The following is a 26,523-nucleotide window of genomic DNA, read 5'->3' as shown; positions in this document are numbered from 1 at the left end:
ACAAGTCGAGATCCGGGAGTTCCACGTGAGACGCCAACGACCGAGGCGCGCGCTGTCGGCCGCTGTTACCACTGCGGTATTCGCCGCGGCCGTCGCGACATTCGGTGCGGGGCACGGCTCGGCCGAAACCGGTGACCCGATCATCGCGTCCGAGAAACTGCTCGCCGATCCGGTGGCCCCGAACGGCTCGAGGATTGTCTCCAGCCGGGTCGACGAGCGCAGCCTGACCATGCTGGTCCACTCCGTGGCCATGGACGAGAACATCACGGTCCGGGTGCAGCGCCCCGCCGACGCGTCGCAGCCCCGGCCGGTGCTCTACCTCCTCAACGGAGCGGGCGGCGGCACCGATACGGCAACCTGGTGGGCCAATACCGATGTGGGCGATTTCCTGGCCACCAAGGATGTCAACGTGGTCATGCCCATCGGCGGCGCGTTCGCCTATTACACCGACTGGAAGCACGACGATCCCGTACTCGGACGCAACAAATGGCGCACGTTCTTCCTCTACGAACTCCCGCCACTGGTCGACGAAGCCCTGGGCACCAACGGAGTCAACGCCATCGCCGCCAATTCGATGACCGCCACCGCGGTCCTGCAGCTGGCCGAGGCCGAACCCGGCTTCTACCGAAGCGTCGCCGGCTACAGCGGATGCGCCCAGCTGGCGGACCCGGTCGGGCAGCAGTTCGCCAAGCTGGTGGTCGAAACCTACGGCGGCGGCGACGTCCGCAATATGTACGGCGAAGAGAGCGACCCGGCATGGGCGGCCAACGACCCGGTCGTACACGCCGAAGCGCTACGCGGCACCCGATTGTTCGTATCGAGCGGAAACGGGCTACCCGGCCCGTGGGACACCCTCGACGGCGAACATACCCTGCCCGGCCCCTACGGCCTGGCCAATCAGCTCCTGATCGGTGGCATCATCGAGGCCGCCACCAACTGGTGCACCCATAATCTGCAGGACCGGCTCGAGCAGCTCCGGATCCCGGCCACCTTCGACTACGTGCCGGCCGGCACGCACTCCTGGGGTTACTGGCGCGACGCGTTCTACAAGTCCTGGCCGCTGCTCGCCGAGGGACTCGGCATCCCCGCATAGCGCGGGCGGGAAGCCGTCGCGGTCCTACCCGCTCGCCCACGGACGGCCACCCCGTCGGGGGCTCGAGTCGATTGACGGGCCCGTTGTAATGGACGGGTGACGCAACTCGTGGAAGCCGTCGATGCCGCGGATCCGGCCGTGATGGAAGAGCTACTGGCCGCCGGGGCGGACCCCGACGAATCGAACGCGGACGGGACGACCCCGCTGTATCGCGCCGCGGTGAGCGGCGCCGCCGGACCGGTCCGGCTCCTGCTGGCCCACGGTGCCGACCCGAACCTGCCCGGTGGGGCCGCCGACGAGGGGCTGCCGCTGTGCGCGGCGGCCTGCTGGAATCACGTGGAGACCGTCGCGGCGCTGCTCGCGGGCGGTGCCGACCCCGACCTACCCGAACCCGGGCATCCCGGACAGACCGGCCCCGGTACGACTGCCCTGCTGTGGGCGGCACGCAATGGTCACCGTGAAACGGTGGATCTGCTGCTGGCGGCCGGTGCCGACCCGAACACGCCGGGAACACCGTTGACCGCGGCCGCCCGGGGCGGCCGGTACGGAATCGTACGGTCGCTGCTGGCGCACGGCGCGGATCCGGCACGCGTGAACGCGGAGGGCCGCACCGCCGCGGCCGTGGCCGCCGACCTCGCCGACCGTGATCCGGTGGCCTTCCTCGCCGCCGAGCCGTGGTGGCGTGACCGCGCTTTCACCGTGCACCGCGCGCCCGCCGGCGACGGCACGGAGGTGATCACGCTACGCGACGACCACGGCGAGGCGTCGATCCAGAACGGGCACAGCGCGATCGTGGCCCTGCTGGCAGAGCATCGTGGCGAACGCGAAGCGTGAGCCGTCCGGGACGCGCGGCCGGCCGCCGTTCCTCCCCGACCGGCGCGGTCCGGCGAGCCGGACCGTCCCGGCCGGGGAGGATGACGGAGGTGGCGGATTCCGTCGGCGTACGGAATCCGCGCATCCCCTGCGGGCGGGGTCTCGAGTATCGGCACATCGGCCATTACCTCTTTCTCACGTGGTGACAGCTGGGGGCGATCAGGCGCGGACGCGCCCGAGGAATGCGATCATGTTCTCCCGGACCTGCCGGATACGGTCCGTGGAATCGAAATCGTCCCGATAGGCCCGGCCCAAGGTCGGTGACTTCTTCCGGCGGGCGTACAGCGAGCAGCTCAGATCGTCACACATATAGGTTCCGGTCGTATTGCCGCGCCGCCCGGCTTCCCCGGTCTTGCGGGCCGTCATCAGGACGACTCCGCCGTTGGTGTGGGTGGTCGAACAGATGGTGCACATCTGGGAGCGGCGCGGGCCGCCCGTTTCGTAGCGCAGCGCGACCCCGGCGGGGCCGTCGTCCGCGGGCACCACGATGTAGGCCCGGCCGGGTAGTCCCGGATCGGACCAGCCCAGGAAGTCGAGATCGTCCCAGGGGCGGTCCGGAAGGTCGGTGGGCACCGACAGACGTTTGGCGTCGCCTTTCGAACAGTTGACGAACGACGCTCTGATCTCGCGTTCGGTGAGAGATTCCACGGCCGTGGTTCTCCTTCGGCTCTCGGAGGGGCAAACCGCGCCACCCTATCGACGGGCCGGAGCCCGCGGCAATCGGATTTCCGCAGGCGAAGCCGGCCGGCGCGAGCCTGCGGGAGCCGTTCACCGGTCCGGGCCCGCTCCCGCCTACTTGGCCGAAAGTGTCGATACGCGACCGTGTCGCCGTCCTACAGTGAAAGGAACCGCAGCGAAACGGGAGGGTGTATGAGCGTGGCACACCGGTTATCGGTGCTCATCGTCGGCGCCGGGTTCGGCGGTATCGGAGTGGCGATCGAACTCCGCCGCCACGGCTTCGACGATATCGTCATCCTGGAGAAAGCCCACGACCTCGGCGGTGTGTGGCGAGAGAACACCTATCCGGGCGCGGCCTGCGATGTTCCCTCACCGCTGTACTCCTATTCGTTCGAGCCGAAACCCGATTGGCCCCAGCGCTATTCCGGGCAGGCCGCGATCCACGACTATCTGCGCGGCGTCACCGAACGACACGGACTGCTCGAGCACATCGAGTTCGGGGCCGAGGTCACCGAGGCCGTATTCGACGAAACCGCCGGCCACTGGACCGTCCACACCGCCGACGGCACCATCCGCACCGCCGATGTGCTGATCTCCGCGGTCGGGCAGCTGTCCCGGCCACAGTTCCCGGCCATCCCGGGCGTCGAAAGTTTCGCCGGTCCCTCCTTCCATTCCGCGCTGTGGGATCACGAGGTCGATCTCACCGGGAAAAGAGTGGCCTGTATCAGCACCGGCGCGAGCGCCATCCAATACGTTCCGGCAATTCAGCCGCGGGTGGGTCACCTCACCCTGTTCCAGCGCACCGCCGCGTGGGTACTGCCGAAATTCGACACCGACTATTCGCCGGTCCAGCACAAACTGTTCGCGAAGATCCCCGGGATGCTGCTGCTGGAACGCCTCGGCTGGTGGCTCACCGCCGAGGTGTCCTCACTGGGTCTGGTGGAACTCCCGATCATCAGCCGGCTGGTGTCCCGGATCGCCGCCCGCAATCTGCGCAAGAATGTCGAGGATCCGCAACTGCGGGCCGCCCTCACCCCTGACTATCCGATCGCCTGTAAACGCACCCTGTTCTCCAGCGACTACTATCCGGCGCTCACCCAGCCCAATGTCGAGGTGACCACCGCGGGTATCACCGAGATCACCCCGCAGGGTGTGCGGACCTCCGACGGCACCCTGCACGAAGCCGATGTGATCATCTACGGCACCGGTTTCAAGGGCACCGAATTCCTGTGGCCGATGCGTGTCCGCGGCCGCGACGGCCGCGAACTCGCCGCGGAATGGTCCGAGGGAGCCCATGCCTACTACGGGATGACCGTGCCCCACTTTCCGAATCTGTTCCTGGTGTACGGACCCAACACGAATCTCGGCGTCGGCTCGATCATCTACATGATCGAAACACAGGCCCGCTACATCCGGCAGGCCGCGCAACTGCTGGCGAAGAGCCCGGGGTCCGTCCTGGAGGTCCGCGCGGAGACCGAGCGTTCCTTCAACGACGCGCTGCAGCAACGTCTCGAACGAACCCCGTGGAACTTCTGCTCCAGCTGGTACCGCAACGCCGCCGGGAAGATCACCAACAACTGGCCGGGCACGGTCACCCGGTACCGGCGCCGGGTACGCAAACTCGACCCGCACGATTTCGACCTCCGACCTGCCGCGTGACCGGGGCCTCTCCTCGGCGGCGATGATTTTCACATGTGCCGCTCGTCTCTGGGCTCCGCCGCCATCGCCTGCCAGGCTGGCTGCGGAGACAGGAGGAGATACGGGTGGCGGCGCGGACCAGGTGGGCACCGGGGGTTTTCGAGGCAGCGGCGCGCGAGGCGGGGTTCGTCCTGCACGAATCCCAGCGCGCCGCCGCCCTCCGGCTCGCCCGGCTCGGCACCGAATTGTCCCGCCGCCGGAGACCGTTCACCCCACCTCCCCGTGGGGTCTATGTGTGGGGGCCGGTGGGCCGGGGTAAGAGCTGGCTCGTCGACACCTTCTATACGGCCGCGCCGACCCCACGGAAACGCCGGATGCATTTCCACGAGTTCTTCCGGGAATTCCACACCCGCTGTGCGGCCCACCGTGGGGAGCGCGCGGCCGGTGACCGCGCGGTGGCCGAACTACTCGGCGACTGCCGGCTGGTGTGTTTCGACGAATTCCATGTGCACGATCCGGGTGATGCCACCATTCTGGCCCGCGTACTGGATTCCCTTTTCGCACAACGGATCACGCTTGTCGCCACCTCGAATTATCCCCCCGCCGGCCTGTTGCCGAACCCGCTCTTCCACCATCTCGTCGAGCCCGTGGCCGCCGCGCTGGAAACCGCTCTGGATATCGTCGCCGTGACCGGCGATCGCGACTACCGGCAGGTCCCCGGGCCGGACGGGTCCCTCTCCGGGTTCCGGTGCGGCCGCTACCTGTGGCCGGGAACCACGGAACAGCTGGCCGGTGCCGGACTGACCGCCCCGCGACCGGAGGAAAGACGGCAGGTGGATCTCGGCACCCGCACGGTCTCCGCCCGGGCGGTGCGCGGTACATCGATCTGGTTCGATTTCGCCGACCTGTGTGATGCCCCGTATTCCACCATCGACTACCTGAACCTGGCCGACCGCTTCCCGGTCTGGGCCCTGTCCGGCATACCGCCCCTGTCGACCACGAATCGCGAAGCGGCGCAACGCTTCGCCAACCTCGTCGATGTTCTCTGCGACCGTGAGATCACCGTCGATCTCATCGCACCGGCGCCGCTGACGGAAATTCTCACCGGCGATCTGTTGCCGCCGGATATCGCCCGCACCGCCAGCCGCCTCGCCCTGCTGGACGGCACCGCGCCGATTCGGTAGTCGTCCGGAGTCCGCGGATCCGGCCTCACCGATATCGGCTCGCGGGGCGATTGACCGCCCACGAACGGGGTACGCGCCGCACAAGCAACCTCGTCCGGTATGTGAGGAGAATCCGATGGCGCAGTGCCGTACCCGTATGACCCGCCCCGCCCTGATCGCGGCAACCCTGCTGGCAGCCACAGTCGTCGTGGGCTGCGGCGGAGACCCCGACAACGACGAGGCACTGCCCACCACCGGCACCGTCGCCACCTCGGCGCCCGCGACCCAGGGCGACGAGGGCGAGGACGTCGTGACTCCCGAGGCATCCCGGCAACTCTGCGACATGATCGGCAGCGAGCTCGACAACTGGGGCGATCTCGGGCCGGTGGCGGCCCGGGTCGCCTTCAACGGCACGGTGCAGAACTGGGCTGCCCGCAACGACGGCCTCAACGACGAAATCATCCAGGACACGGGCATCGTCGATACCGTCACCACACAAACCTGCCCGGATGTACGCGACCAGGCCCTGGGGGTTCTCGATACCGATACTCTCGCTTCCGCCCTGGCCGGCTTCGGTGGATGAGCGCCGGTAACGGCATACCCTCCGATGCGCCCGCAGTCGCCTGCCCCGGCTGCGGGCGCATCGCTGTCACGGCGTCACCACATTCGCCCAGGCCGTTCACCCGCACGGCCCATTTCCGTATCCCCGCACCGGCACGATGGAACCCACTGGGACAACCCCTTTCCGGCGCGCACAAAGCCTTTCCGTGGCAACGGTTTTCGTACCGGAGTACCCGGCACCGGATATGGTGACCACATCACCGGCGACAGGGAGGGGTGCTCGCGATGCTGGTCATTGCCGACAAACTCAGGTCAGGTGCGGAAAAGCGGATCGCCGCCTGGCTGCGGAGCTGGGACCAGGAATACCGGATACCCGGCGTGGCGATCATGAACTGTTTCGCCGGCGGGCAGGAAGTGGATCTCGTGGTCATCACTCCCCATACGACCGTCGCCGGGGAGATCAAAGGCATCGCCCCCGAGGCCACCGGTGGCGTACTGCACTGCACCACCAATACCCGCTGGACCGTCCCCGGTTACGCGGGCGATCCCGTCGGCGTCCGAGGCAGTGACACCACTCCTTACGATCAGGTGCGCGATGCCGTGTTCAAGATGAAGGCGGCCATCCGGCAGGTGGGGGGCAGCGCATTCGTCACCGGTCTCGTGCTGGTCGTCCCGCCCCGCGAGTCGACCATGCGGCTCGAGAAGAAATCGGCGCCTCCGCAGGGCTGTGATGTCCTGCTGTGCGATACTCCCAACCCGCTCCGCGCCTGGTTCCACCGTGCTCATCACCGTAGCGCCGTCGTCTGGACCGCCGAGCAGGCCTATGCGTTGATCGAGGCCCTCGAGTTCGGTGACCGGATCACGGTCACCGAACTCGCCGAAGAGGGGTTCCCGCTGGAATCGACGCCACTACCGGATACACCGGCGGCGCCGGTGAAGCCCATCCCTCGACCACCGGTACCGGCAGCGCGCCCCGTCACACCCACCCCACCGCCGCCCGCCCCACCGGATGAACCGGCTCCTCACGTCCCCCGGCCCGAACCACAGCCGATACCGGAACCGTCACCCGAGGTGGCGCCCGCGGCTTCCGGGGATCGACGCCGCGGCCATTTCCAGACCGCGGCCGCATTCGCGGCGATCGCCCTCGCCGCCGCACTGCTGTGGCTGTGGAGTCATGTCCGCGGCGACGAGCCCGAGCCGCGGGAAATCGGTACCGATCAGCAGATCTCCAGCGCGGAGCCGGCCCCACCACCCGCAGCCGGGCTACCGCCGGCGGCTCCGGCTCCGGCTCCGCCGGTCGTCGGGAAATGTTTTCCGTTCCAGCCGGACTGCTGACCGGCACAGCAAGGCAGCAGGAGACGGGCCCCGCGGAGGCCGACGTCTTTCGTCCACGCCCCGGCGACGATGCGCTCCCGAGCCCTGCCGGGGTCGCGACCCGGGTGGACGACGGGGACAGCGGTACCGATGCTCTCCACCTGATAGGTCACGGTGATCTCCCGCCCGGATCTCTCCTCGACCTTCTTCACGAACTCCGCCACCAGGGCGAAGCAGCCTCCGAACAGGAGGATGAACACCAGCGTGAGGCCGACGACGATCCACGGCCACCTCCGTGTTCGCGATTGCCCGTAGCGGCCCGGAACCCCGGCGGGCGGGCCCGGCGGGTATCCGCGCGGCCCATGGGTGGATCGCTGCTGTTCGCCGGGAAGATCCGCCAATGCGACTCCTCGGGTCGGGGCGCGACTCAGCACACCATCAGGAGGTAGATCACATTTGTTTCCATTGATGTTACACAGCTATCTCACCTGCTCATGGCACTGCGGAAAGCCTGTCTGCCGAGGGGCGGTAGCGCCACCGGGCGGACACCTCCCGGTAACGGCTCCCCTACATCGCAGGTGAAGTGCGTTCACCCATGGACCACGGCCATCGCCGGTGGGAAGCTCGAACATAACCGCGTGCAGATTCCCGAGGACGGTGGATCATGGAGGACAGAGCGAACGGGGTGGGGCGGCCGGAGCGGATCCGGAATGTGGTGCTCGTCGGTAGCAGCGGGTCCGGGAAGACCACACTCGTGGAGGCGCTGGCGCTGACCGCGGGGACGGTGAACCGGGCCGGGCGGGTCGAGGACGGCACCTCGCTGTCGGATTACGACGAGATCGAGCAGCGGCGGCACCGATCGGTGCAGCTGTCGGTGGTCCCGGTGCGGTGGGGCGGGATCAAGATCAACCTCATCGATACGCCCGGGTACGCGGATTTCGTGGGTGAGCTGCGGGCCGGTCTGCGCGCGGCCGACGCGGCCCTGTTCGTCGTATCGGCGGCCGAGGGTGTGGAAGGAGTAGGGGGCACCTCCCGGGCACTGTGGGAGGAATGCGCGGCTGTCGGTATGCCGCGAGCGATCGTGCTGACGCATCTGGACACCGCGCGCGCGGATTTCGACGAGATGACCGCCACCTGCCAGGCGCTGCTCGGCGGCGGGTCGGCGGAGCGGGTACTCCCGCTGCATCTGCCGGTGTACGGGGCCGCGGCGGCGGACGGGCACCGACCGGCGACCGGGCTGGTGGAACTGCTGGAGCAGCGGGTCGCCGACTATTCCACGGGTGAGCGCCGGTGGCGAGAGCCCAGCGCGGCCGAGGTGGCACTCATCGAACAGGCCCGCGGCCGGCTCATCGAGGGCATCATCGGCGAAAGCGAAGACGAAACACTCATGGAGCGCTACCTCGGCGGCGAACCGGTCGAGCTCGCCACACTGGTGGCGGATCTGGAGCGAGCGGTGGCGCGCGGCAGTTTCCACCCCGTACTGTTCGCCGCCCCCGCCGTGGGCGAGGGCCGCCAAGGACTGGGCACCCTCGAACTGCTGGAGCTGGCCACCGCCGGCTTCCCCACACCGGCCGAACATCCGGTATCGGCGGTCCGGCCGGGGAAACCCGCCGCACCCGTCGCGTTGCACTGCGACCCGGACGCCGAACTCGCCGCCGAGGTCATCCGCACCTCGTCGGACCCCTACGTGGGCCGGGTGTCGCTGGTCCGGGTGTTCTCCGGAACCCTGCACGCGGACGATACCGTGCACATCTGCGGCCGCGGCGTCGATCGGCACGACGCGCAGGACCGGGTGGGCGGGGTGAGCGCCCCCTTCGGTCGCGAACAACGCCCGCTGGGCGAAGCGGTGGCCGGCGATATCGCCTGTATCGGCAAACTCGGGCACGCCGAAACCGGCGATACGCTTTCCGCCGCCGAGGCGCCGCTGCTGATCGAACCGTGGCGGATGCCCGAACCCCTGCTACCCACGGCGATTCGTGCGCACAGCAAGGCGGACGAGGACAAACTGCCCCAGAGCCTGGCCAGGCTGACGGCGGAAGACCCCGCGCTGCGGGTGGAGAACAACGAGCACACCCACCAGCTCGTGCTGTGGAGCCTGGGCGAAGCGCAGCGCGATGTGGCGCTGGAACGGTTGCGCGGCCGGTTCGGCGTAGAGGTCGATGTGGAGGAGACCCGGGTCCCGTTACGAGAGACGTTCGGGGGAAAGGCCGCCGGGCGCGGGCGGCACGTCAAACAATCCGGCGGGCACGGTCAGTACGCCGTCTGCGCGATCGAGGTGGAACCGCTGCCGGAAGGGTCGGGTATCGAGTTCGTGAACAAAGTGGTCGGCGGCGCGGTACCGCGACAGTTCGTCGCCTCGGTGGAAAAGGGGGTGCGGGCGCAGGCGGCGCGCGGGGTGGCGACCGGCAACCCGCTCGTGGACGTGCGGGTCAGCCTGGTGGACGGTAAGGCACATTCGGTCGATTCCTCCGATACCGCTTTCCAGACCGCTGGGGCGCTCGCCCTGCGCGACGCCGCGGCGGGGACCCGGATAGCGCTGCTCGAACCCGTCGCGCTGGTGGAGGTCCGGGTCCCCGACGAGCATCTCGGCGCGGCGCTCACCGACCTGTCCGTGCGCCGCGCGCGCATACTCGGCACCGAACCGGCCGAGCCCGGCCGCACCCTCATCTGCGCGCAGGTGCCGGAATCCGAACTCGCCCGCTATGCGGTGGATCTGCGTTCACTCACCCACGGGGTGGCGCAGTTCAGCCGGAAATACCTGCGGCACGACCCGATGCCCGAGCAGCTGGCCGCTAAGGTGCGCGAGAGGGCGCGGGCCGCGGCGGGATGATGCGGTCTCCACCGGACGCACCGCGCACTCCGATTCCATCCGCGCCGCCGTGGACCGGCCGAGCCGGGCCGGGAACCGGCCGCTGTCAACTCCGGTAGCGCCGGTCGAACAGCGCGCCCGCGAATCGGCGCCCGGGCGGAAAACCTTTTCCGAAGTATTCCGAAGCCATCCCGATACCCATCGAGTTCGAGGAAAGGGGCCGAGGGGTGGGATACTTTACGAGCAGGACAACGGAATCGAAGTGTGGCGTACGAGGGCGCCACAACGGTCAGTTCCCAGGGTCGGTGGCCCCTCCCACCCCGAAGGGAGCTGTTATGACCACCGAACCCGCCGCGCAGACCCCGAGCGGAACCGGGCCCACCGGCACGCACCCGAGATCCGGCGAACGGAAACAGGCCATCGCCGGCGGCACCTCGATCGCCGCGGCCGCATTGCTGCTCACCGCCGGATTCATCACCCTTTTCCAAGGTATCTCCGCGGTGGCCGACGACGAGGTGTTCGTCGCCGGGCCCCGCTACATCTACGAATTCGACCTCACCGGGTGGGGCTGGGTGCATATCGTCATCGGGATCCTGCTGGTCCTGACCGCCCTGGCTCTCATGACGGGAGCGGTATGGGCCCGGATCGTCGCCATCGGGCTGGCCTGCCTGTCGATCGTGGCCAACTTCCTGTGGATCCCCTATTACCCCCTGTGGTCGATCCTGATCATCGCCCTCGATGTGGTGATCATCTGGGCCATCGCCACCTGGGATACCGAGGTGGCCTGAGGCCGCGGATGTCCTCCACGGCGCCGGAGCCGAACCGGTGACGCCGGGCCGCTCAGCGGACCGCGGGGCGGAAAACGGCGTCCGGCCGGTGGTACGACTGTTAGCTTCGGTGCCGTGGAGTTCGGGATCTATGTTCCGCAGATCGTGGCGGAGTTCGCGCCATTGCTCGAGATCGCCCGGACCGCGGAACGCACCGGTTTCACCGGTCTGTGGCTGTTCGATCATCTGTGGGCGCCCGGTCTGCCCGCCCAGCCCTCTCTCGAAGCGTGGACCACGGCCACCGCCCTGCTCACCGGAACCACTGCTCTGCGAGTGGGCGCGCTGGTGCTGTGCAACAATTTCCGCCATCCGGCGGTGCTCGCCCGGATGGCGACGACCCTGGACGTGATCTCCGGTGGCCGGCTCGAACTCGGGCTCGGCAGCGGGTCGGTTCGCGACGAGCATCTGCGTACCGGGCTGCCCTGGGGGACAGCCGGTGAGCGCTCCGAACGCCTGCGGGAGGCGTTGGAGATCATCACCGCGATGTTCGCCCGGGAACGCACCTCGTTCGCGGGAACGTATTTCCGGGTGGACGATATCCCCAACGCACCGGGACCGGTGCAGCGTCCCCGGCCGCCCGTACATATCGGCGGCGCGGGCCCGAAGTACACGATTCCCCTGGTCGCTCGCTACGCGGACGTCTGGAACGTACCCACCTACGGACTCCGCGACCATACGCGGTTGTCCGAGCTCCTCGACGCCGAATGCGCCCGGGCCGGTCGTGATCCCGCCTCGATCCGCCGCTCGCATCAGGCCGTCCTGGCACTGGCCGCGGACGACCGCGAACTGCCGCAGGTCCGGGCCCGGGCTCGGCGTCGGTACGGCGCCGCGGCGTTCGCGCTCGACGAAGGATATGTCGGTACCCCGGCCATGCTGGTGGACCGGCTGGGGGAACGGGCCGGCCAGGGTATCGACTCGGTGATCTTCATGGTCGGTGCGAAAGAGGCTGCCGCCACGATGGAGCTCTTCGCGGCGGAGGTCGCGCCCCGGCTGTGAACGGTGCCGCCGCCGTCAGGCTCGACCGGCCCGATCGGCGGTGAGGAAATCGGCCATCGCGGCCGCGACGGCCTCGGGCCGGTCCAGCATGGACAACACGTAGGCGTCGTCGATCTCCACCAGCCGGGCGCCGGGGATCAGCTCGGCGAGCCGCCGGCCGTGCTCGCGGGGCATCACCTTGCCCGCGCTGGACCAGAGGATCAGGGCGTCGCCCGGGAAGTGCCGCAGCGCTTCGGTATTCGCGATCAGTTCGGCTTTCCGGAAGCCGGACCGGACGTAGGCGAGCAGGTCCCGGCGGATCCGGGGGTCGCGCAGCCCCGGCTCGGTCCAGCCGCGCACCAGCGCGTCGGGAAGGGGGACGCGGGCCATCCACCCGAAGAGCAACGGTAACGCGCGCAACCAGCGTACCCGGAGTTGCCACAGCGCCAGCGAGATTCCGCCGGGAAGCCAGGCGGCCACGGTGGCCATTTTCCCGGGTAGCCCGGGCGGGAAATTGTCGAACGCCTCGCACGGTAGCACGATCAGCCGGCTCACCCGCTCGTCCAGGCCGTAGGCGGTGAGGAACAGCGCGCCGCCCCAGTCGCTGTGTACGAGCACCACATCCCGGAGATCCAACGCGGCCAGGAAATCCGCGATGAGCCGGTTGAGGCCGTGCAGGCTCAGATCGGTGCCCGGCTCCAGCGCGACGGGGTGGGCGCCCAGTGGCAGATCCGGCCGGATATAGCGGAAGCCGGGCGGCAGCAGATCGAGCACGCCGTCCCACACCGTGTGGTTCATCAGCAGACCGTGCAGGAGGACCACGGGCGGGCCCTCGCCCTGCTCCACATAGTGCATCCGGCCCGCAGGCAGTTCGATCATCGGCACCGTGCGATTCCTTTCGAGCGATCACTCTAGAGTGAGTGCTCTAGAGTGTCTGTTCTATTCTGGGTCGGTGGCCGAGAAGATGTCAACCAGTACCCGCGACCGCCTGGTCACCGCGATGACCGAACTACTGCGCACCCGGGGCTACAGCGGAACCAGCGTCAAACAGATCACCCTGGCCGCGAACGCACCCATGGGCTCGCTGTATCACCACTTCCCCGGTGGGAAACCGGAGCTGGCGGCGGTCGCGCTACGCACCGCCGGGGTGGCCTACGGACAGCTCCTCCCCCTGCTCCTGGACCCCCACCCGGATCTGCGGGCAGCCGTACCCGCGGCATTCACCGCGGCCGCCGAGCAGATCGAGCAGACCGGATGGATCAATATGTGCCCGGTGGGCACCGTCGCGGGCGAGGTGGCCGATACCGAACCGGAGTTGCGCGCGGTCGCCGCCGAGGTCATGACCGCGTGGATCGAGGAGGGTAGCGCGTATTTCGCGGGACGCGGGCTGGACCGGGCCGCCGCCCGGGAATTCATCCTCGCGCTGCTCACCGCGCTCGAGGGTGCGTTCGTACTGAGCCGCACCCTGCGCTCCACCGAACCCCTGCACACCGCGGGCCGGGCGATGAGCGCCCGCCTGGCGGAACTGCTGGCACGTACACCGGTCACACCGAGCCGGTGACACGCCGCTCGCGCCCGGTCAATCCCGTTCGGTGAAGGTGCCCCCGCGGCCGGCTCCCGCGGCGAAGCGCCGGGCACCCGCGGCGGCATCGGCGGCGAGGGAGATCATGCCGTGTTCCCATTCGTTGGCCAGGGCCTGCTCCTCGGTCATCCCCTCCTGTTCGAGAAGCGAAAGCCGGTCGTGGCGCTGACAGGTCTGCGGGAAGGCGGCGATCTCGGCGGCGAGTTCTTCGGCGGCCGCGCGTTCCCGCCCCACCGGAACGACCCGGTCGGCCAGTCCTATCGCGTGCGCTTCGGCGGCACCGACCGGCCGGCCGGTGAGCACCATGTCCAGCGCCCGGCCGGTGCCGATCAGCCGGGGCAGGCGCACCGTCGCGCCGTCGATGAGCGGAACACCCCAGCGCCGGCAGAACACCCCGAACACCGCGTCCTCGGCCGCGACCCGCAGATCACACCAGAGGGCCAATTCCAGCCCACCGGCCACGGCATGCCCGGCGACCGCGGCGATCACGGGTTTACCCAGCCGCATCCGGGTCGGTCCCATCGGCCCGCGTCCATCGGCGGTGAGCGGATTGGCCCGGTCGGTACCGAAGGCCTTCAGATCGGCGCCGGAACAGAAGGTGCCACCTTCGCCCCACAGCACGGCCACCGAGGCCGAATCATCACGGTCGAAAGCGGCGAAGGCCTCGAACAGCGCGGTACCGGTCGGGCCGTCCACCGCGTTGCGGGCCTGCGGACGCGCGAGGATCACGGTGAGCACCGGGCCGTTGCGCTCGATCCGTACCGGGGAGGTGCTCATGGCTGATCCTTGTCCCGGCAGCCGGGAGAACCCGGTGCCGTCGGTCGGGGTGCGCCGCGGAGGCGCCGGGTCGGCGGCGAGCCGGTCGGCCCCTACGACGACCGGCCCGCTCCGAGCCTAGGAGCATCACCGGTCTTTCCGGTTCGTTTCGCGCCGAGGAGCGCGGCGCCCACCTCATCGGCGGCTACCAGGTATCGATGCCCACCCGCCGCCGGCTGTTGCGCCAGCCCTCCCGCGGCGGTCCCGGCCGCGAGAGCAGCACCGCGCCGAGGACATCGCGGGTATCGGCCGGGTCGATCACATCGTCGATCTCCAGGTGGGCGGCGGTGTTGAGCGCGCTGCCCCGCTGATAGGCCAGCGCCACCAATTCGTCGAAGCGGCGGGCCCGCTCGGCGGGGTCCTCGATGGCGGCGAGCAGATCCCGGGAGGCCAGGCGCACCGCGCCTTCCAGGCCCATCCCGCCGAATTCTCCGGTAGGCCAGGCGACGATCATATCGGTCTCGTGGAAACCGCCCCCGGCCATCGCCAGCGCCCCGAGGCCGTAGCCCTTGCGCAGGACCACGGTCACCAGCGGCACGGTGAGATGCCCACCGAGTACGAAAAGCCGGGAGAAATGCCGAACCGCGGCCTGCCGCTCGGATTCGGGGCCCACCATGAAACCCGGGGTATCGCACAGCGATACGACCGGAAGGCCGTAGGCATCGCACAGGTGCAGGAACCGGGCCAGTTTATCGGCACCCGCCACATCCACGGCGCCACCGAGAAAAGCGGGGTCGTTCGCCACCACCCCGACCGGCGCGCCCTCGATCCGGGCGAGCGCGGTGAGCACGGTGGGCGCGAAATCCCGGCGCAGCTCGAGCACCGAACCGAGATCGAAGAGTGTATCCACCACGGCCCGGATGTCGTATACCCGTTTGCGATCCTCCGGGATCAGATGCCGCAGGGCACGCTGGTCGGCGACAGCACCCGCCGGCACCCGGCCCTGGAAATACGCGAGGTAGCGGCGCGCGACCTCGGTCGCCTCGGCCTCGTCGGCGACGACGATATCCACCACCCCGTTGTGCCGCTGCACCTCGATCGGACCCACCTCTTCCGGCGCGTACACCCCGAGCCCGCCGCCTTCGATCATCGCCGGGCCCGCCATACCGATCGTGGAATTCTCGGTCGCGATCACCACATCACAGCTGCCGAGCAGGGCGGCGTTACCGGCGAAGCAGCGGCCGGCCGCGATTCCGACGGTCGGTACCTCACCGCTGAGGGCACCCATCGCGGCGAATGTCGGATAGTGCAGGCCCGCCACCATCGGAGGATCGCTGTCCCCCGGGCGTCCGCCGCCGCCCTCGGCGAAGAGAACCAGCGGATAGCCGCGGGCGCGGGCCAGTTTCAGCAGGCGGTCGGTCTTCTGATGGCTGAAATAGCCCTGGGTGCCCGCCAGCACCGTGTAGTCGTAGGCGAGGATCGCGCAGGTGCTGCGGTCGGCGGCGAAGAGATCGCCGTTGATCCGGCCCAGTCCGGTGACGATTCCGTCCGCGGGGGTGCGGGCCTCGAGCTCGGCGAGATCACGGTGGGCCCGCTGGGCGGCCACGGCGAAACCGCCGTACTCGACCAGCAGGCCGTCGTCGGTGAGCGCGGCGATGTTCTCCCGGGCGGTGCGCATACCGAGACGGTGGCGTTTGGTCACGGCCTCGGCGCGGGCTTCGTCGTGGAGTTTGGCGCGGCGCTCCCGTAGCGCCGCGAGGTCGGGACGGATATGGTCCGGGGCGACAACGGTTTCCACGGGGCGGTCCACCGGCTCATCGGCGGTACTCGGTCCCAGCCGCACCACGGTGTCACCCTCGGCCAGGAAATCACCGACCCGTACCGGGATCTCCGCCACCGTGCCGGCTCGGTCCGTGCGTACCGGATGATGCATCTTCATCGCCTCGACCACGGCCACCGTGGCCCCGGCGGGCACACCGCGGCCGGGTTCGACCTCGATCGCCGCCACCACCCCCGCGGTACCGGCCCGCACCGCATCGGGGTCGCCGGGCGGCGTATCACCGCAAGCTCCGCGCGTTGCCTCCGGCGCCGGTGATGCGGGTACCGTGGCTTCCTGTTCGAATTCCCGGGCACGGGCGGCGATCCGGGCCAGGTCGCGGTCCACCCATGTCGTATCGTGCTCGCCCGCGGCGAAGACCGGGTCCGCCAGCAGCGCGCGCTGGAAAGCCAGATTCGTCGGGACACCGGTGATCGAGGTCTCCCGCAGCGCCCGGTCGGCGAGCCGGTGCGCGGCGGTGCCACCGTCGCGGTGGTGTACCACGATCTTCGCCAGCAGGGTGTCGAAGCGAGGGTTGACCGGCGCGCCGGTGCGGCCCGCCGTATCCACCCGGACTCCGGCGCCGCTGGGCATATCGAAACCGGTGAGCGTGCCGGCCGCGGGTGCGAGTGTCCCGTCGGGGCGGACCGTTTCGGCGTTGATCCGGATCTGCAGGGCCGCGCCGGCCGGGGGCGGGATCGCGCTCTGGTCGAGGCCGAGCTCCGCGAGCGTGGCGCCACCGGCCAGCCGCAGTTGCGTGCGCACGAGGTCCACCCCGGTGACCTGTTCGGTGACCGTGTGCTCGACCTGCAACCGCGGATTGACCTCCAGGAAATAGCAGCGGCCGTCGGGCAGCGCGAGGAACTCCACCGTCGCGACCCCGCACAGCTCGGCGGCCCGGCCCAGCCGCACCGCGGCGGTGAGCATCCGCGCCCGGGCGTCCTCGCCGAGGACGGTGACGGGGGCGGCCTCGATCAGCTTCTGGTGGCGGCGCTGCACACTGCAGTCCCGGTCCCAGAGGTGGCTCACCTCCCCTGTCCCGTCTCCCACGAGCTGCACTTCCAGGTGCCGGGCACCGGTGAGCAACTGTTCGATGTACAGCTCACCGCTACCGAAGGCGCCGGTGGCCTCGGCCCGGCATTCCGCGAAGGCGCCCGGCAGCTCGGCGGCCGTGCGGACCACCCGGGTGCCGCGTCCACCACCGCCGGCGAGTGCCTTCACCATCACCGGACCGTCCGCCGCGGCAAGGAACTCCGCCATCTCCGCCAGCGTGGTCGGACCGGAGGTTCCGGGTAGTACCGGCACCCCGTGCTCGGCGGCGAGGACGCGGGCCCGGCCCTTGTCTCCGAACAACTCCAGGGTCTCCGTGGACGGGCCCACGAAGGTGATCTCCGCCTTGCGGCAGGCGCGCGCGAAATCCGCGCTTTCCGAGAGGAACCCGTACCCCGGATGGATCATCTCCGCACCGCACCGGGCCGCCGCGGTCAGCACCGCGTCGATATCCAGATAGGCCGCCGGTCCCGATCCGGGCAGCACCACCGATTCGTCGCACCGCCGGGCGTGCAGCGCCCCTTCGTCGTCCCGGGAACGCACTCCCACGGTGCCGATCCCCAGCGAGTGCGCCGCCCGGAAGACCCGCAGGGCGATTTCGCCGCGGTTGGCGACCAGAACTTTCTGCGGCTGTGCGCTCATCGGTGCTCGTACCTCCACTCCTGACCCACCGGTGGGCCCGTCCGACGCCACGGCGCCACGTACCCGGACCGGCATCCGCCCGCCGGGCGGCTACGCCGAGGCGGGTTTCCCGGCTGCCGACCCCTCGGCTCCGACGCCTTTCACCACCGCGCGATCCATGAACCCGAACAGGTATCCCGCCACCCGCCGCATCTGGATCTCCTCCGCCCCCTCGGTGATGCGGTAGCGGCGATGATGCCGGTAGATGTGCTCGAAGGGGGTGTAGCGGGAATAGCCGAGCCCCCCGTGCACCTGCATGGCCCGGTCGGCGGCCTCACAGCAGAGCCGGTTGGCCCAGTAGTTGCACATCGAGACCTGTTCGGAGACGGCGAATGTCCCGTAGGTGTCCATCGACCAGGCGGTCTTGTGCACCAACGCGCGCAGCATCTCGCACTGGGTGTGCAGTTCGACCAGTTGGAACTGGATGGCCTGATTCGCCGAGAGCGGTTTACCGAACGGTTTGCGTTCGTTGGCGTAGGCGACGGCACGGTCCACGCAGTACTGCGCGGCGCCGAGACTGGACGCGGCCTGCCGGATGCGGTTCTCGTTGAAGAAATGCTGCACCACCGCCAGGCCGCGACCCTCCTGCCCGAAGATCGCCGAATGCGGGACACGCACATCGGTGAGGGAGACGCGGGCATGATCGGTGGGCATATTGAAGGTCCACAGATATTCCTCGACCGTGAAACCCGGGGCGTCGGTGGGAACCAGGAACGCGGTGATACCCCGTCCGTCGCCCGCCGCACCGGAGGTGCGGGCGAAGATGAGATCGGCGTCGGCGATGTGCACCCCGGTGTTCCAGGTCTTACAGCCGTTGATCACCCAGTCGTCGCCGTCGCGGACGGCGGTGGTCTCCATATGGGTGGCATCGGAGCCGTGCTCGGGTTCGGTGATACCGAAGGCGAAGAACCGGGTGCCCGCGGCGAGACCGTCCACCCACCGCGCCTTCTGCTCGGCCGTCCCGTATTCCAGCATCAGCAGCAGACCGACATTGTTGGCCACGATGGCGTGCTCGTTCTGCAGATCGCAGTGCAGACCCAGACCGCGCCGCGCGAGATGTTCCCGGATAACGGCCATTCCCAGGTTGGTGCCGTCCCGGCCGCCGAATTCCTTGGGGAAGGCATAGCGGTAGTGACCGGCGGCATCGGCGCGGCGGCGGGATTCGGCGAGCAGTTCCTCCCATTCCGCGCTGGGCAGGCCGCCGCGGTCCCAGTCGGTGCGTGCGTCCTCGCGACGGTGGTCGAAGAACCGGATGTTGTCGTCGGCTCGTTCGAGGGGCTCGATCTCGCGCTCGATGAAATCGTCGAGTTCGGCCAGATAGGCACGCAGTTCGGCGGGCAGCTCGAAATCCACGGTCTCTCCTATGCTTTCACGCGGGGGCGGATCTGCATGAGCAGATCCCATTCGATTTCCGAGACCCGGCGGCCGCTGGCGGCCATGACGATATCCCGGACCGTACCGTCCAGATGGGCCGCCGCCTGCTGGGCGAGACCGGCTCCCCAGTAGAGCGTGCCCATGACCTTCCACCAGCGGTACCGGTCGAGATCGAAGGTTCCCCCGGCTTCCTCGTATCCGCGGACGAAGGTCGCCCGGCCGGCGATTCCGCCGAATTCCGCGGCGTCCTCGCGGAACCGCCACATCCGCAGGGCGGGCCAGGCGACATCGCGCATGGGGTCGCCGAACCGCTGGGCGCCCTCCCAGTCCAGTACGGCACGCAACCCGTCGGCGCCGATGATCAGGTTGCCGTTGCGCATATCGGTGTGTACGAGGGCGGGCCGCGGCGGCGGGCCGGGCAGGCGTTTCGCCAGCCAGCGCAGCGCGAGCGAGAAGACGGGGCGGTCGGCGAGCAATGCCGCGACCGCCGCCTCGGCCTCGGCGAGTTGTTCGGCCGCCGGGTCCGCTCCGGCCGCCGGAACCGCTTCCGGGGCGGTGGCCGGGTCGATACCGTGCAGCCCGGCCATGGCCGCGCCCCACTGCCGCGCGATCGTCTCCGCGTTACCGGCCGCGGCGACGGTGCGTAACACCCGCCGCGGCACGGTCTCTCCGTCGATATGCTCGGAGACCAGGAACGGTTCGCCCACGTAGGCGGTGTCGGCGCATACGGCGACCACGGCCGGTACCGGGACGCCCGCGGTACGGGCGAGCTCCCGCACCGCGGCCTCGGCGCCGACGGGCATGAGTTCGACCGCTGGTGGCACCACGGTCGCCACCAGCCGTCGCGGTGTTCCCCCGGTGGTGGCGGTGAAGGCGATATTGCGCCGGCGTGCCCCGGCGGAGAGGAACCGCGCCTCGGAGATCGTGACCTCACCACCGAATTCGCCGGTGAGGTACTCGGCCAGCCCCCGGACCGGATCGGTGCTCATTCGCCCTCCCAGCTGTCGTAGCCGGGTTTGGCTATCGCGAGATCGGCCCGCGCGATCTCGGTGAGCGCCTGCCACAGCGCGTTCTCGTCGCCTTCGGGGACCGCGGCGAGCAGTTCGGCTTCCCGGGCGGCCGCGGCGGGACCCAGTTCGGCTTCGCGCCCGAGGATACGGGCCAGGTTGGCACCGACGCGTGCCCGGTGTTGCAGATCCGGGGGCAGCGCCGGCAGCAGGGTGTCCTCCAGCAGTTCGGCAAGTGATTCCAGCAGCTCCGCTGCGGTCGGGCGATTCTGCACTACGGCTCCCGTCGACGGATTCCGGCTCGGCGCGATACGGCGACGAACGCCCTGGCCACCTGGCACGAGTCCACGATCCGACCTCCCTGTCGTCGCTGCGGGCGAGCAATGAGACAAACAGTAGAGGATGTTCTCATCGTCGCACCAGCGTTCGCCCGGACCCGCACCGCGGCCGCGCGAACAGCGGGCTCAGCCGGCTGCCGCGAGGACGGTACCGGGTTCACCTTGCGTCACCAGGCGCCCACCCCGCAGCAGTACGCAGTGGTCGGCATCCCGGGCATCCGCGTAATCGTGGGTGGCGTGGACCACGGTGACCCCGGCGGCGGCGGCTTCCCTGACGGCCGTGCCGATGGCCGCCCGGGCCGCCGAATCGAGCCCGGTACTGGGCTCGTCCAGCAGCAGCAGATCGGATTCCTGGGCCAGCGCGCGGGCCAGGAGCACCCGCTGCCGCTGCCCACCGGAGAGGGTGTCGAGCCGGCGGCCGGCGAGATCGGTGATATCCATCCGCGCCAGGCAGTCGGCGACCACGGCACGGTCGGCCGAGGTGAGCCGGCGCCAGAGGCCCCGATGCGCCCAGCGGCCCATGGCGACGGTCTCCCGGACGGTGATGGGGAGCGTCGCCGGTACCGCCTGCTGCTGCACGACCAGGGCCGGTCGGCGGTGACCGGGACGCCGGATCGAACCGCTCGCCGGTTCGAGAATGCCCGCGAGCACGGCGAGCAGGGTGGATTTACCGGAGCCGTTGGGTCCGAGCAGGGCGCTCACCCGGCCTCCCGGCAGCGTCGCGGTGACCTCGCGCAATACCGGGTTTCCCGGGTAACCCGCGGCCAGACCGGTGATTTCGATATCCGCCGTGCGCATCGTATGACTCCCGCAACAAACTTGTAATGACAATCGTTATCAGTTTACAGTGTTCGATCATGGAGTGGCTGATCGCCCCGTTCGAGGTTTCATTCGTCCAACGGGCTCTGTGGGGCGGACTGCTGGTCTCCTGTCTGTGCGCGCTCGCCGGTACCTGGGTCGTCGTGCGCGGTATGGCCTTTCTGGGGGAAGCCATGGCCCACGGCATGCTGCCCGGCGTCGCCGTCGCGGCCCTGCTCGGCGGGAACCTGCTACTCGGCGCGCTGATCAGCGCATCGGCCATGGCAGCCGGGGTCTCGGTACTCAGCCGCAACCGGCGCCTGTCCACCGATACCGGAATCGGGTTGCTGTTCGTCGGTATGCTCGCCACCGGCGTGATCCTGATATCACGGTCGCAATCGTTCGCGGTGGACCTCACCGGGTTCCTCTTCGGCGACGTACTCGCCACCCGCGACCGGGATCTCGTCTTCCTGCTGGCCGCCCTGCTGCTCGCGCTGGCGCTCACCGTCTCGGGCCACCGCGCCTTCGTCGCACTGAGTTTCGATCCCCGCACCGCCCATACGCTGGGCCTGCATCCGCGCCGCGCGCAGATCGCCCTGCTCGCCTTGCTGACCCTGGCGATCGCGGCGTCCTTCCACATCGTGGGCACACTGCTCGTATTCGGACTGCTGATCGCCCCACCCGCCGCCGCGACCTACTTCACCCACCGGATCCCGCGCATCATGATGCTGGCAGCCCTTTTCGGCGCGGTGTCCACCGTGGTGGGACTGCTGGTCTCCTGGCACGCGGGTACCGCGGCCGGTGCCACCATCGCCGCGACGGCGGTCGCGCTGTTCTTCGCCTCCGCGCTCGTGGCACGGATCCGCACCACCACGCGGACGAACCGCTCCGGCGGGCCGGGCCCCGGCGCCACCGGCGATCCGGAACCGGTCCGGACACCACGCCGGGGCCGCCGGCCGATCGGCGGTAAAGCGCGAGCCGGGGTATCGGCGCTCCTCCTGCTACCCATCACCGCCTGCGGTAGCGGCGACGGCGACCCCGTGGCCGAGCCGACCCCGCACGGCTATGTGGCGGGCGCCGAGGAGAGCGCGAGCGCGCAGCCGCGGCTGGTGATCGCCGAACGCGCCTCGGGCCGGATCCAGGTGCTGGACCTGGTGACCGAGGAGATCCTCGCCCAGGACCCGGTGCCGGGAGTCACCGGTATCGCCGCCGACGGGCGTTACGCCTATCTGGCCGCCACCGGCACCACCACTGTTCTCGACAGCGGCAGCTGGGTCGTCGACCACGGCGACCATGTGCACTACTACCGGACCCAGCCGCGCCGGATCGGCACCCTCGACGGCACGGTCCGCACCGCGCACAGCGATACCGTGGTGGCCGCGGCGGTACTGGCCGACGGCTCCACGGCCCTGGCCGACCGGACCGCTCTCGACGCGGGCGAGTTCCGCCCCGGCCCGGTGCTGAAAAGGGCCGCTCTCCCCTACGGCGGCCATCTCCTCACCGCGGATCCCGCCGGGCGGATCGAGGTCCGCAGCCGCGAGGACACACTCGTCCGGACGCTCACACCCCCGTGCCCCGAGACGGGCGCGCATACACTCACCCGGCGGGGCGCGGTCTTCTCCTGCGCCGACGGCGCACTACTGGTCGCCGAGGACGATGGTGCGTTCACCGCCGAGAAACTGCCCTCTCCACCCGGCACGACGGGCCGCGCCGACGGGTTCTTCCACCGCCGCGGCAGCGATGTCCTGGTCACCGTGCACGGCCCGCGGGTGCTCGTCCTCGAGCTCGCCCGGCGCACCTGGCGCCCCATCGAAACCGGTCCGGTGGTCGCGGCCACCACCGCGGGCGCGGGTACCGCGATCCTCGCGCTCGACCCCGACGGTGTCCTGCACGCCTACGATCCCGTAACCGGTGCCGAGACGGCACACACCCGGGTACTCGCCGCGCCCGTGAACCCGGCGACGCCACCGGTGCTGCTGGTCGACGCGGACCGCGCCTATGTCAACGACCCGGCCGCCCGCGCGATCCACGAGATCGACTACGCCGACGACCTGCGGATCGCCCGGACCTTCCCACTCGATATCGCACCCGAGCTGATGGTGGAGACCGGCCGATGAAAACCCTTCTCCGACTCTGCGCCGCCCTCCTGGCCGGCACTCTCGCCGTAGCGGGCTGCGGCACCACGGATTCCGGTGGCGCCGGGGTGGTGGTGACCACGGATATCCTCGGCGACATCACCCGGGCGGTGGTCGGTGACACGGCCCCGGTGACCGTCCTGATGCCGCCGGGTTCGGATCCGCACTCCTTCGCGCTGTCGGCGCAGGAGGCCGCGGTGCTGGACGACGCCGATCTCGTCATCGAGAACGGCCTGGGGCTGGAAGAGGGACTGGCCCGCCATGTGGCCACCGCCGCCGACGCCGGGATCCCGACGCTGGCGGTGGGCCCGCAGATCGACCCCCTGCCGTATCGCGCCGGTGACGGGGCGGGCCGGCCGGACCCGCATTTCTGGACCGACCCCGAGCGGGTACACCGCGCGGTCGAGATCATTCGCGACCGCGTGATCGAAACGGTGCCCGGCGTGGACGCCGCGGCCGTGCGCACGAACGCGCAGCGCTACCTCACGGAACTCGACCGACTGAACCAGTGGATGAGGGACCGGTTCGGGACGGTCGCGCCCGAGCGCCGCAAGCTCGTCACCAACCACCACGTATTCGGTTATCTCGCCGACCGATACGACTTCGAGGTGGTAGGTGCGGTGATTCCGGGGGGAACCACCCTGGCGTCACCGAGCGCGGCCGATCTCGCCGATCTGGCCACGGCCATCCGCACCACCGGGGTGCCGGCGATCTTCGTCGATTCCGCGCGCCCCGACCGGCTGGCCCAGGCGCTGGCCGAACAGTCCGGTGTACAGGTCCGCATCGTCGGCCTGCACTCGGAATCACTGACCGCGCCCGGCGAGGGCGCGGCCACCTACCTGGAAATGATGCGCGCCAACACCACCGCCGTGGTGGACGGTCTGGCGCCCGCATGACCGGACCGCTGCGATATCGCGCTGCCGCAGCCAGCACAGGAGAAGATGAGGGAGCGTCATGCATATTCGGACGGGCACGAAACGGGCCGCGGCCCTATCCGGTCTGCTCACCGCGGTCGTCGCGCTGAGCGGCTGCGGTGCCGATACCGACGATGACACGGCGATAGCCGCACCGCTGGCGGTGACCTACGACGGCGGGATCCACCTGTTGGACGGCACCACTCTGGTCCGGGGCGGCGGCGTGGAACTGGCGGGATTCAACCGGATCAATCCGGCCGGAGACGACCGGCACGTCGTCGTATCGACATCGGCCGGATTCGAGGTGCTCGACGCGGTGGGCGCGCGGTTCACCGATATCGAATTCCCCGGACCGAAACCGGGACACGTGGTCCGGCACGCCGGCCGTACCGTGCTGTTCTCCGACGGCACCGGTCTCGTGACCTCCTTCGGCCCCGCCGATCTCGCCGGCGGGGCCCCGGAGACCACCACGTACCAGGCCGCCGCCCCGCACCACGGTGTAGCCGTGGAACTGGAGAGCGGTGAACTGGCCGTCACTCTCGGCACCGAGGAGAAACGGTCCGGGCTGGCGATCCTGGACGCCGGACGCGAGGAGATCGCCCGCAACGAGGACTGCCCCGGGGTGCACGGCGAGGCCACCGCGGCCGGGGATGCGCTGGTCGTCGGCTGCGAGAACGGGGTGCTGATCTACCGGGACGGCACACTGAGCAAGGTCACCAGCCCGACCCCGTACGGCCGCATCGGCAATCAGGCGGGCAGCGAGGTGTCGCCGATAGTGCTCGGTGACTACAAGAAGGACGAGCACGCCGAACTGGAACGGCCCGAACAGATCTCGTTGATCGATACGGAGAAGCGGACACTACGCCTGGTCGATCTCGGCACCAGCTACACCTTCCGCTCGCTGGCCCGGGGACCGCGGGGCGAGGCTCTCGTACTCGGTACCGACGGCGCCCTCCACGTGATCGACCCGGTCGCCGGGAAGGTCTCCCGGACCATCGATGTCATGGATCCCTGGCAGGAACCGATCGACTGGCAGCAGCCGCGTCCCGCGCTGTTCGTCCGCGGCGATATCGCCTATGTCAGTGATCCGGCGACCAAACAGATCCACCGCATCGATCTGGCCTCCGGCGCGGTGACCGCTTCGGTCACCCTGCCCGATGTCCCGAACGAGCTCAGCGGCGTCGTCTCCTGACCCACGGTCCCCGATCGCGCGCCCGGCGCTCACCCGCCGGGCGCGCCCGTGTCCGCACCTGGCGATCCGCCGGCTCGCCCGCGTGGCCGATCGGGAGGGGGCCACGGAAACAGCAGCGGCCGGCTCGCTTCCGGGGCCGAGCCGGTACAGCAGGGGCTCCGAAAAAAATTCGCGGACAGCGATGACTTCTCGGACGGTGCTCCGTCCTATCTGGTGAACGCGCTACCAACCCGGCGCGACCGAACAGAAGGAACCGGAAATGACCACCACCGCCACCTCCACCGCCGATTTCTCCTACGCCGTCGCCGACCGCCCGGCCAAGATCCGCAACCGGGTCCTGTGGACTCTGCAGATCCTGCTCGGCCTGTTCTTCATCATCGCCTCCGGCGGGCCGAAGCTGGTGATACCGCACATCCTGACGGAGAACGCCGTGGAGAATCTGACCATCCCCTTCGGGCTGCTCGTCTTCATCGGAGTGGCCGAGGTGGCGGGCGGTATCGGCCTGATGGTGCCACGGCTGTCCGCCGCGGCCGCCGCGGGCCTGTCCGTTCTCACCGTGCTCGCCGCCGGGACGCAGGCCTTCCTCGTCGACAAGCCCTCGATGGCGATCTTCCCCCTGGTGCTCGCCGCGATCTTCGCCTGGATCACCTACGAGCGCCGCGCCACCCTCACCGAGCTGCGCAACACGCTCTCGCGATGACGAATTCCTGAGCACGACCGGCGATCGGTGACCCACCGATCGCCGCTCGTGCGTTCCCGGATCGATCGCCCGTCGGGTTGGCGGTGATCGATCCAGCGGCCATCTGGTCCGCGGCGGCCCCGCCCCGGGTCGCGCGCCAGGTGGCCGTCGTCGCGTCCGGGCGCATCGCGGCCCTTCTCGCCGCCCCGGGATCAGAGGGCAGGCGTTCCGACTCGACCGAATTCCACCCTGCCGACCGATGAGGCCGTA

Annotated in this window: 22 protein-coding genes; 14 read left to right on the top strand and 8 right to left on the bottom strand. The window is 69.6% G+C overall.

The window, feature by feature from the left end:
• The first annotated feature begins 25 nt into the window (after window positions 1-25).
• Both ACYR7D_RS17635 and ACYR7D_RS17630 read left to right on the top strand, forming a co-directional pair.
• A complete protein-coding gene (locus ACYR7D_RS17635) occupies window positions 26-1,093 on the top strand; it encodes an alpha/beta hydrolase (RefSeq protein ID WP_459545672.1) in 1,068 nt (355 codons plus the stop codon).
• Between the two features lie 96 nt (window positions 1,094-1,189).
• Window positions 1,190-1,927 carry an ankyrin repeat domain-containing protein gene (locus tag ACYR7D_RS17630; RefSeq protein ID WP_459545671.1) on the top strand — a complete coding sequence of 246 codons (738 nt, stop codon included), beginning with the start codon at window positions 1,190-1,192 and terminating at the stop codon, window positions 1,925-1,927.
• 198 nt (window positions 1,928-2,125) lie between these two features.
• Here the strand turns inward: ACYR7D_RS17630 and ACYR7D_RS17625 are convergent, their stop codons facing one another.
• Complete coding sequence (locus tag ACYR7D_RS17625; RefSeq protein WP_459545670.1) at window positions 2,126-2,614, bottom strand: FBP domain-containing protein; 489 nt, start codon at window positions 2,612-2,614, stop codon at window positions 2,126-2,128.
• A gap of 222 nt (window positions 2,615-2,836) precedes the next feature.
• Between ACYR7D_RS17625 and ACYR7D_RS17620 the strand changes: the two genes are divergently transcribed.
• The 7 genes from ACYR7D_RS17620 (at window position 2,837) to ACYR7D_RS17590 (ending at window position 11,952) form a co-directional block, all read left to right on the top strand.
• Window positions 2,837-4,303 (top strand): flavin-containing monooxygenase, encoded by a 1,467-nt coding sequence (locus ACYR7D_RS17620; RefSeq protein ID WP_459545669.1) that lies wholly within the window; start codon window positions 2,837-2,839, stop codon window positions 4,301-4,303.
• A 104-nt stretch (window positions 4,304-4,407) separates the two neighbouring features.
• Window positions 4,408-5,466, top strand: coding sequence for a cell division protein ZapE (zapE, locus tag ACYR7D_RS17615; RefSeq protein WP_459545668.1), 1,059 nt, complete (start codon window positions 4,408-4,410; stop codon window positions 5,464-5,466).
• Between the two features lie 115 nt (window positions 5,467-5,581).
• Entirely contained in the window at window positions 5,582-6,028 is a 447-nt protein-coding gene (locus tag ACYR7D_RS17610; RefSeq protein ID WP_459545667.1) for a hypothetical protein, read from the top strand.
• 263 nt (window positions 6,029-6,291) lie between these two features.
• Complete coding sequence (locus ACYR7D_RS17605; protein WP_459545666.1) at window positions 6,292-7,341, top strand: nuclease-related domain-containing protein; 1,050 nt, start codon at window positions 6,292-6,294, stop codon at window positions 7,339-7,341.
• Between the two features lie 643 nt (window positions 7,342-7,984).
• The gene (locus ACYR7D_RS17600; protein ID WP_459545665.1) at window positions 7,985-10,150 is read left to right on the top strand and encodes an elongation factor G-like protein EF-G2; all 2,166 of its coding nucleotides are present in this window, start codon (window positions 7,985-7,987) and stop codon (window positions 10,148-10,150) included.
• Window positions 10,151-10,464: 314 nt separating this feature from the next.
• On the top strand, window positions 10,465-10,917 hold the full coding sequence (locus tag ACYR7D_RS17595) for a DUF7144 family membrane protein (RefSeq protein WP_459545664.1): 453 nt from the start codon (window positions 10,465-10,467) through the stop codon (window positions 10,915-10,917).
• 114 nt (window positions 10,918-11,031) lie between these two features.
• Window positions 11,032-11,952 carry an LLM class flavin-dependent oxidoreductase gene (locus tag ACYR7D_RS17590; protein ID WP_459545663.1) on the top strand — a complete coding sequence of 307 codons (921 nt, stop codon included), beginning with the start codon at window positions 11,032-11,034 and terminating at the stop codon, window positions 11,950-11,952.
• A gap of 15 nt (window positions 11,953-11,967) precedes the next feature.
• On the opposite strand, the gene ACYR7D_RS17585 is transcribed toward ACYR7D_RS17590, so the two are convergent.
• On the bottom strand, window positions 11,968-12,810 hold the full coding sequence (locus ACYR7D_RS17585; protein ID WP_459550201.1) for an alpha/beta fold hydrolase: 843 nt from the start codon (window positions 12,808-12,810) through the stop codon (window positions 11,968-11,970).
• Window positions 12,811-12,895: 85 nt separating this feature from the next.
• On the opposite strand from ACYR7D_RS17585, the gene ACYR7D_RS17580 reads away from it, so the two are divergent.
• The gene (locus ACYR7D_RS17580) at window positions 12,896-13,492 is read left to right on the top strand and encodes a TetR/AcrR family transcriptional regulator (RefSeq protein ID WP_459545662.1); all 597 of its coding nucleotides are present in this window, start codon (window positions 12,896-12,898) and stop codon (window positions 13,490-13,492) included.
• An 18-nt stretch (window positions 13,493-13,510) separates the two neighbouring features.
• Here the strand turns inward: ACYR7D_RS17580 and ACYR7D_RS17575 are convergent, their stop codons facing one another.
• From ACYR7D_RS17575 to aztA, 6 genes are all read right to left on the bottom strand, one after another.
• On the bottom strand, window positions 13,511-14,290 hold the full coding sequence (locus ACYR7D_RS17575) for a crotonase/enoyl-CoA hydratase family protein (protein ID WP_459545661.1): 780 nt from the start codon (window positions 14,288-14,290) through the stop codon (window positions 13,511-13,513).
• 184 nt (window positions 14,291-14,474) lie between these two features.
• The gene (locus ACYR7D_RS17570; RefSeq protein WP_459545660.1) at window positions 14,475-17,777 is read right to left on the bottom strand and encodes an acetyl-CoA carboxylase family protein; all 3,303 of its coding nucleotides are present in this window, start codon (window positions 17,775-17,777) and stop codon (window positions 14,475-14,477) included.
• A gap of 90 nt (window positions 17,778-17,867) precedes the next feature.
• On the bottom strand, window positions 17,868-19,169 hold the full coding sequence (locus ACYR7D_RS17565) for an acyl-CoA dehydrogenase family protein (protein WP_459545659.1): 1,302 nt from the start codon (window positions 19,167-19,169) through the stop codon (window positions 17,868-17,870).
• 8 nt (window positions 19,170-19,177) lie between these two features.
• Window positions 19,178-20,179 carry a phosphotransferase family protein gene (locus ACYR7D_RS17560; protein ID WP_459545658.1) on the bottom strand — a complete coding sequence of 334 codons (1,002 nt, stop codon included), beginning with the start codon at window positions 20,177-20,179 and terminating at the stop codon, window positions 19,178-19,180.
• The gene (locus ACYR7D_RS17555) at window positions 20,176-20,472 is read right to left on the bottom strand and encodes a DUF6285 domain-containing protein (protein WP_459545657.1); all 297 of its coding nucleotides are present in this window, start codon (window positions 20,470-20,472) and stop codon (window positions 20,176-20,178) included. The genes ACYR7D_RS17560 and ACYR7D_RS17555 overlap by 4 nt, the downstream gene beginning before the upstream one ends.
• 189 nt (window positions 20,473-20,661) lie before the next feature.
• Window positions 20,662-21,333 carry a zinc ABC transporter ATP-binding protein AztA gene (aztA, locus tag ACYR7D_RS17550; protein ID WP_459545656.1) on the bottom strand — a complete coding sequence of 224 codons (672 nt, stop codon included), beginning with the start codon at window positions 21,331-21,333 and terminating at the stop codon, window positions 20,662-20,664.
• A gap of 59 nt (window positions 21,334-21,392) precedes the next feature.
• Here aztA and aztB point away from each other — a divergent pair, with 59 nt between their 5' ends.
• The 4 genes from aztB to ACYR7D_RS17530 all read left to right on the top strand — a co-directional run bounded on the left by aztB (window position 21,393) and on the right by ACYR7D_RS17530 (window position 26,274).
• The gene (gene aztB / locus ACYR7D_RS17545; protein WP_459545655.1) at window positions 21,393-23,450 is read left to right on the top strand and encodes a zinc ABC transporter permease AztB; all 2,058 of its coding nucleotides are present in this window, start codon (window positions 21,393-21,395) and stop codon (window positions 23,448-23,450) included.
• A complete protein-coding gene (gene aztC / locus ACYR7D_RS17540; protein ID WP_459545654.1) occupies window positions 23,447-24,364 on the top strand; it encodes a zinc ABC transporter substrate-binding protein AztC in 918 nt (305 codons plus the stop codon). Before aztB ends, aztC begins: the two co-directional genes overlap by 4 nt.
• Before the next feature lie 58 nt (window positions 24,365-24,422).
• Entirely contained in the window at window positions 24,423-25,574 is a 1,152-nt protein-coding gene (aztD, locus tag ACYR7D_RS17535) for a zinc metallochaperone AztD (RefSeq protein WP_459545653.1), read from the top strand.
• 259 nt (window positions 25,575-25,833) lie between these two features.
• Window positions 25,834-26,274 (top strand): DoxX family protein, encoded by a 441-nt coding sequence (locus tag ACYR7D_RS17530; RefSeq protein WP_459545652.1) that lies wholly within the window; start codon window positions 25,834-25,836, stop codon window positions 26,272-26,274.
• Window positions 26,275-26,523 lie beyond the last annotated feature (249 nt).

It is taken from the genome of Nocardia sp. X0981, assembly GCF_977089955.1.
The sequence above is the reverse complement of the archived record's forward strand: the minus strand, read 5'-3'. Positions and strand labels throughout refer to the sequence as shown.

Excerpts from the sequence above, each read along its gene's own strand:
- ACYR7D_RS17620 (WP_459545669.1), top strand. The coding sequence starts at position 2,837 with ATGAGCGTGGCACACCGGTTATCGGTGCTCATCGTCGGCGCCGGGTTC.
- ACYR7D_RS17610 (WP_459545667.1), top strand. The coding sequence starts at position 5,582 with ATGGCGCAGTGCCGTACCCGTATGACCCGCCCCGCCCTGATCGCGGCA.
- ACYR7D_RS17605 (WP_459545666.1), top strand. The coding sequence starts at position 6,292 with ATGCTGGTCATTGCCGACAAACTCAGGTCAGGTGCGGAAAAGCGGATC.
- ACYR7D_RS17600 (WP_459545665.1), top strand. The coding sequence starts at position 7,985 with ATGGAGGACAGAGCGAACGGGGTGGGGCGGCCGGAGCGGATCCGGAAT.
- ACYR7D_RS17595 (WP_459545664.1), top strand. The coding sequence starts at position 10,465 with ATGACCACCGAACCCGCCGCGCAGACCCCGAGCGGAACCGGGCCCACC.
- ACYR7D_RS17585 (WP_459550201.1), bottom strand. The coding sequence starts at position 12,810 with ATGATCGAACTGCCTGCGGGCCGGATGCACTATGTGGAGCAGGGCGAG.
- ACYR7D_RS17580 (WP_459545662.1), top strand. The coding sequence starts at position 12,896 with ATGTCAACCAGTACCCGCGACCGCCTGGTCACCGCGATGACCGAACTA.
- ACYR7D_RS17575 (WP_459545661.1), bottom strand. The coding sequence starts at position 14,290 with ATGAGCACCTCCCCGGTACGGATCGAGCGCAACGGCCCGGTGCTCACC.
- ACYR7D_RS17570 (WP_459545660.1), bottom strand. The coding sequence starts at position 17,777 with ATGAGCGCACAGCCGCAGAAAGTTCTGGTCGCCAACCGCGGCGAAATC.
- ACYR7D_RS17560 (WP_459545658.1), bottom strand. The coding sequence starts at position 20,179 with ATGAGCACCGATCCGGTCCGGGGGCTGGCCGAGTACCTCACCGGCGAA.
- aztA (WP_459545656.1), bottom strand. The coding sequence starts at position 21,333 with ATGCGCACGGCGGATATCGAAATCACCGGTCTGGCCGCGGGTTACCCG.
- aztB (WP_459545655.1), top strand. The coding sequence starts at position 21,393 with ATGGAGTGGCTGATCGCCCCGTTCGAGGTTTCATTCGTCCAACGGGCT.
- aztC (WP_459545654.1), top strand. The coding sequence starts at position 23,447 with ATGAAAACCCTTCTCCGACTCTGCGCCGCCCTCCTGGCCGGCACTCTC.
- aztD (WP_459545653.1), top strand. The coding sequence starts at position 24,423 with ATGCATATTCGGACGGGCACGAAACGGGCCGCGGCCCTATCCGGTCTG.
- ACYR7D_RS17530 (WP_459545652.1), top strand. The coding sequence starts at position 25,834 with ATGACCACCACCGCCACCTCCACCGCCGATTTCTCCTACGCCGTCGCC.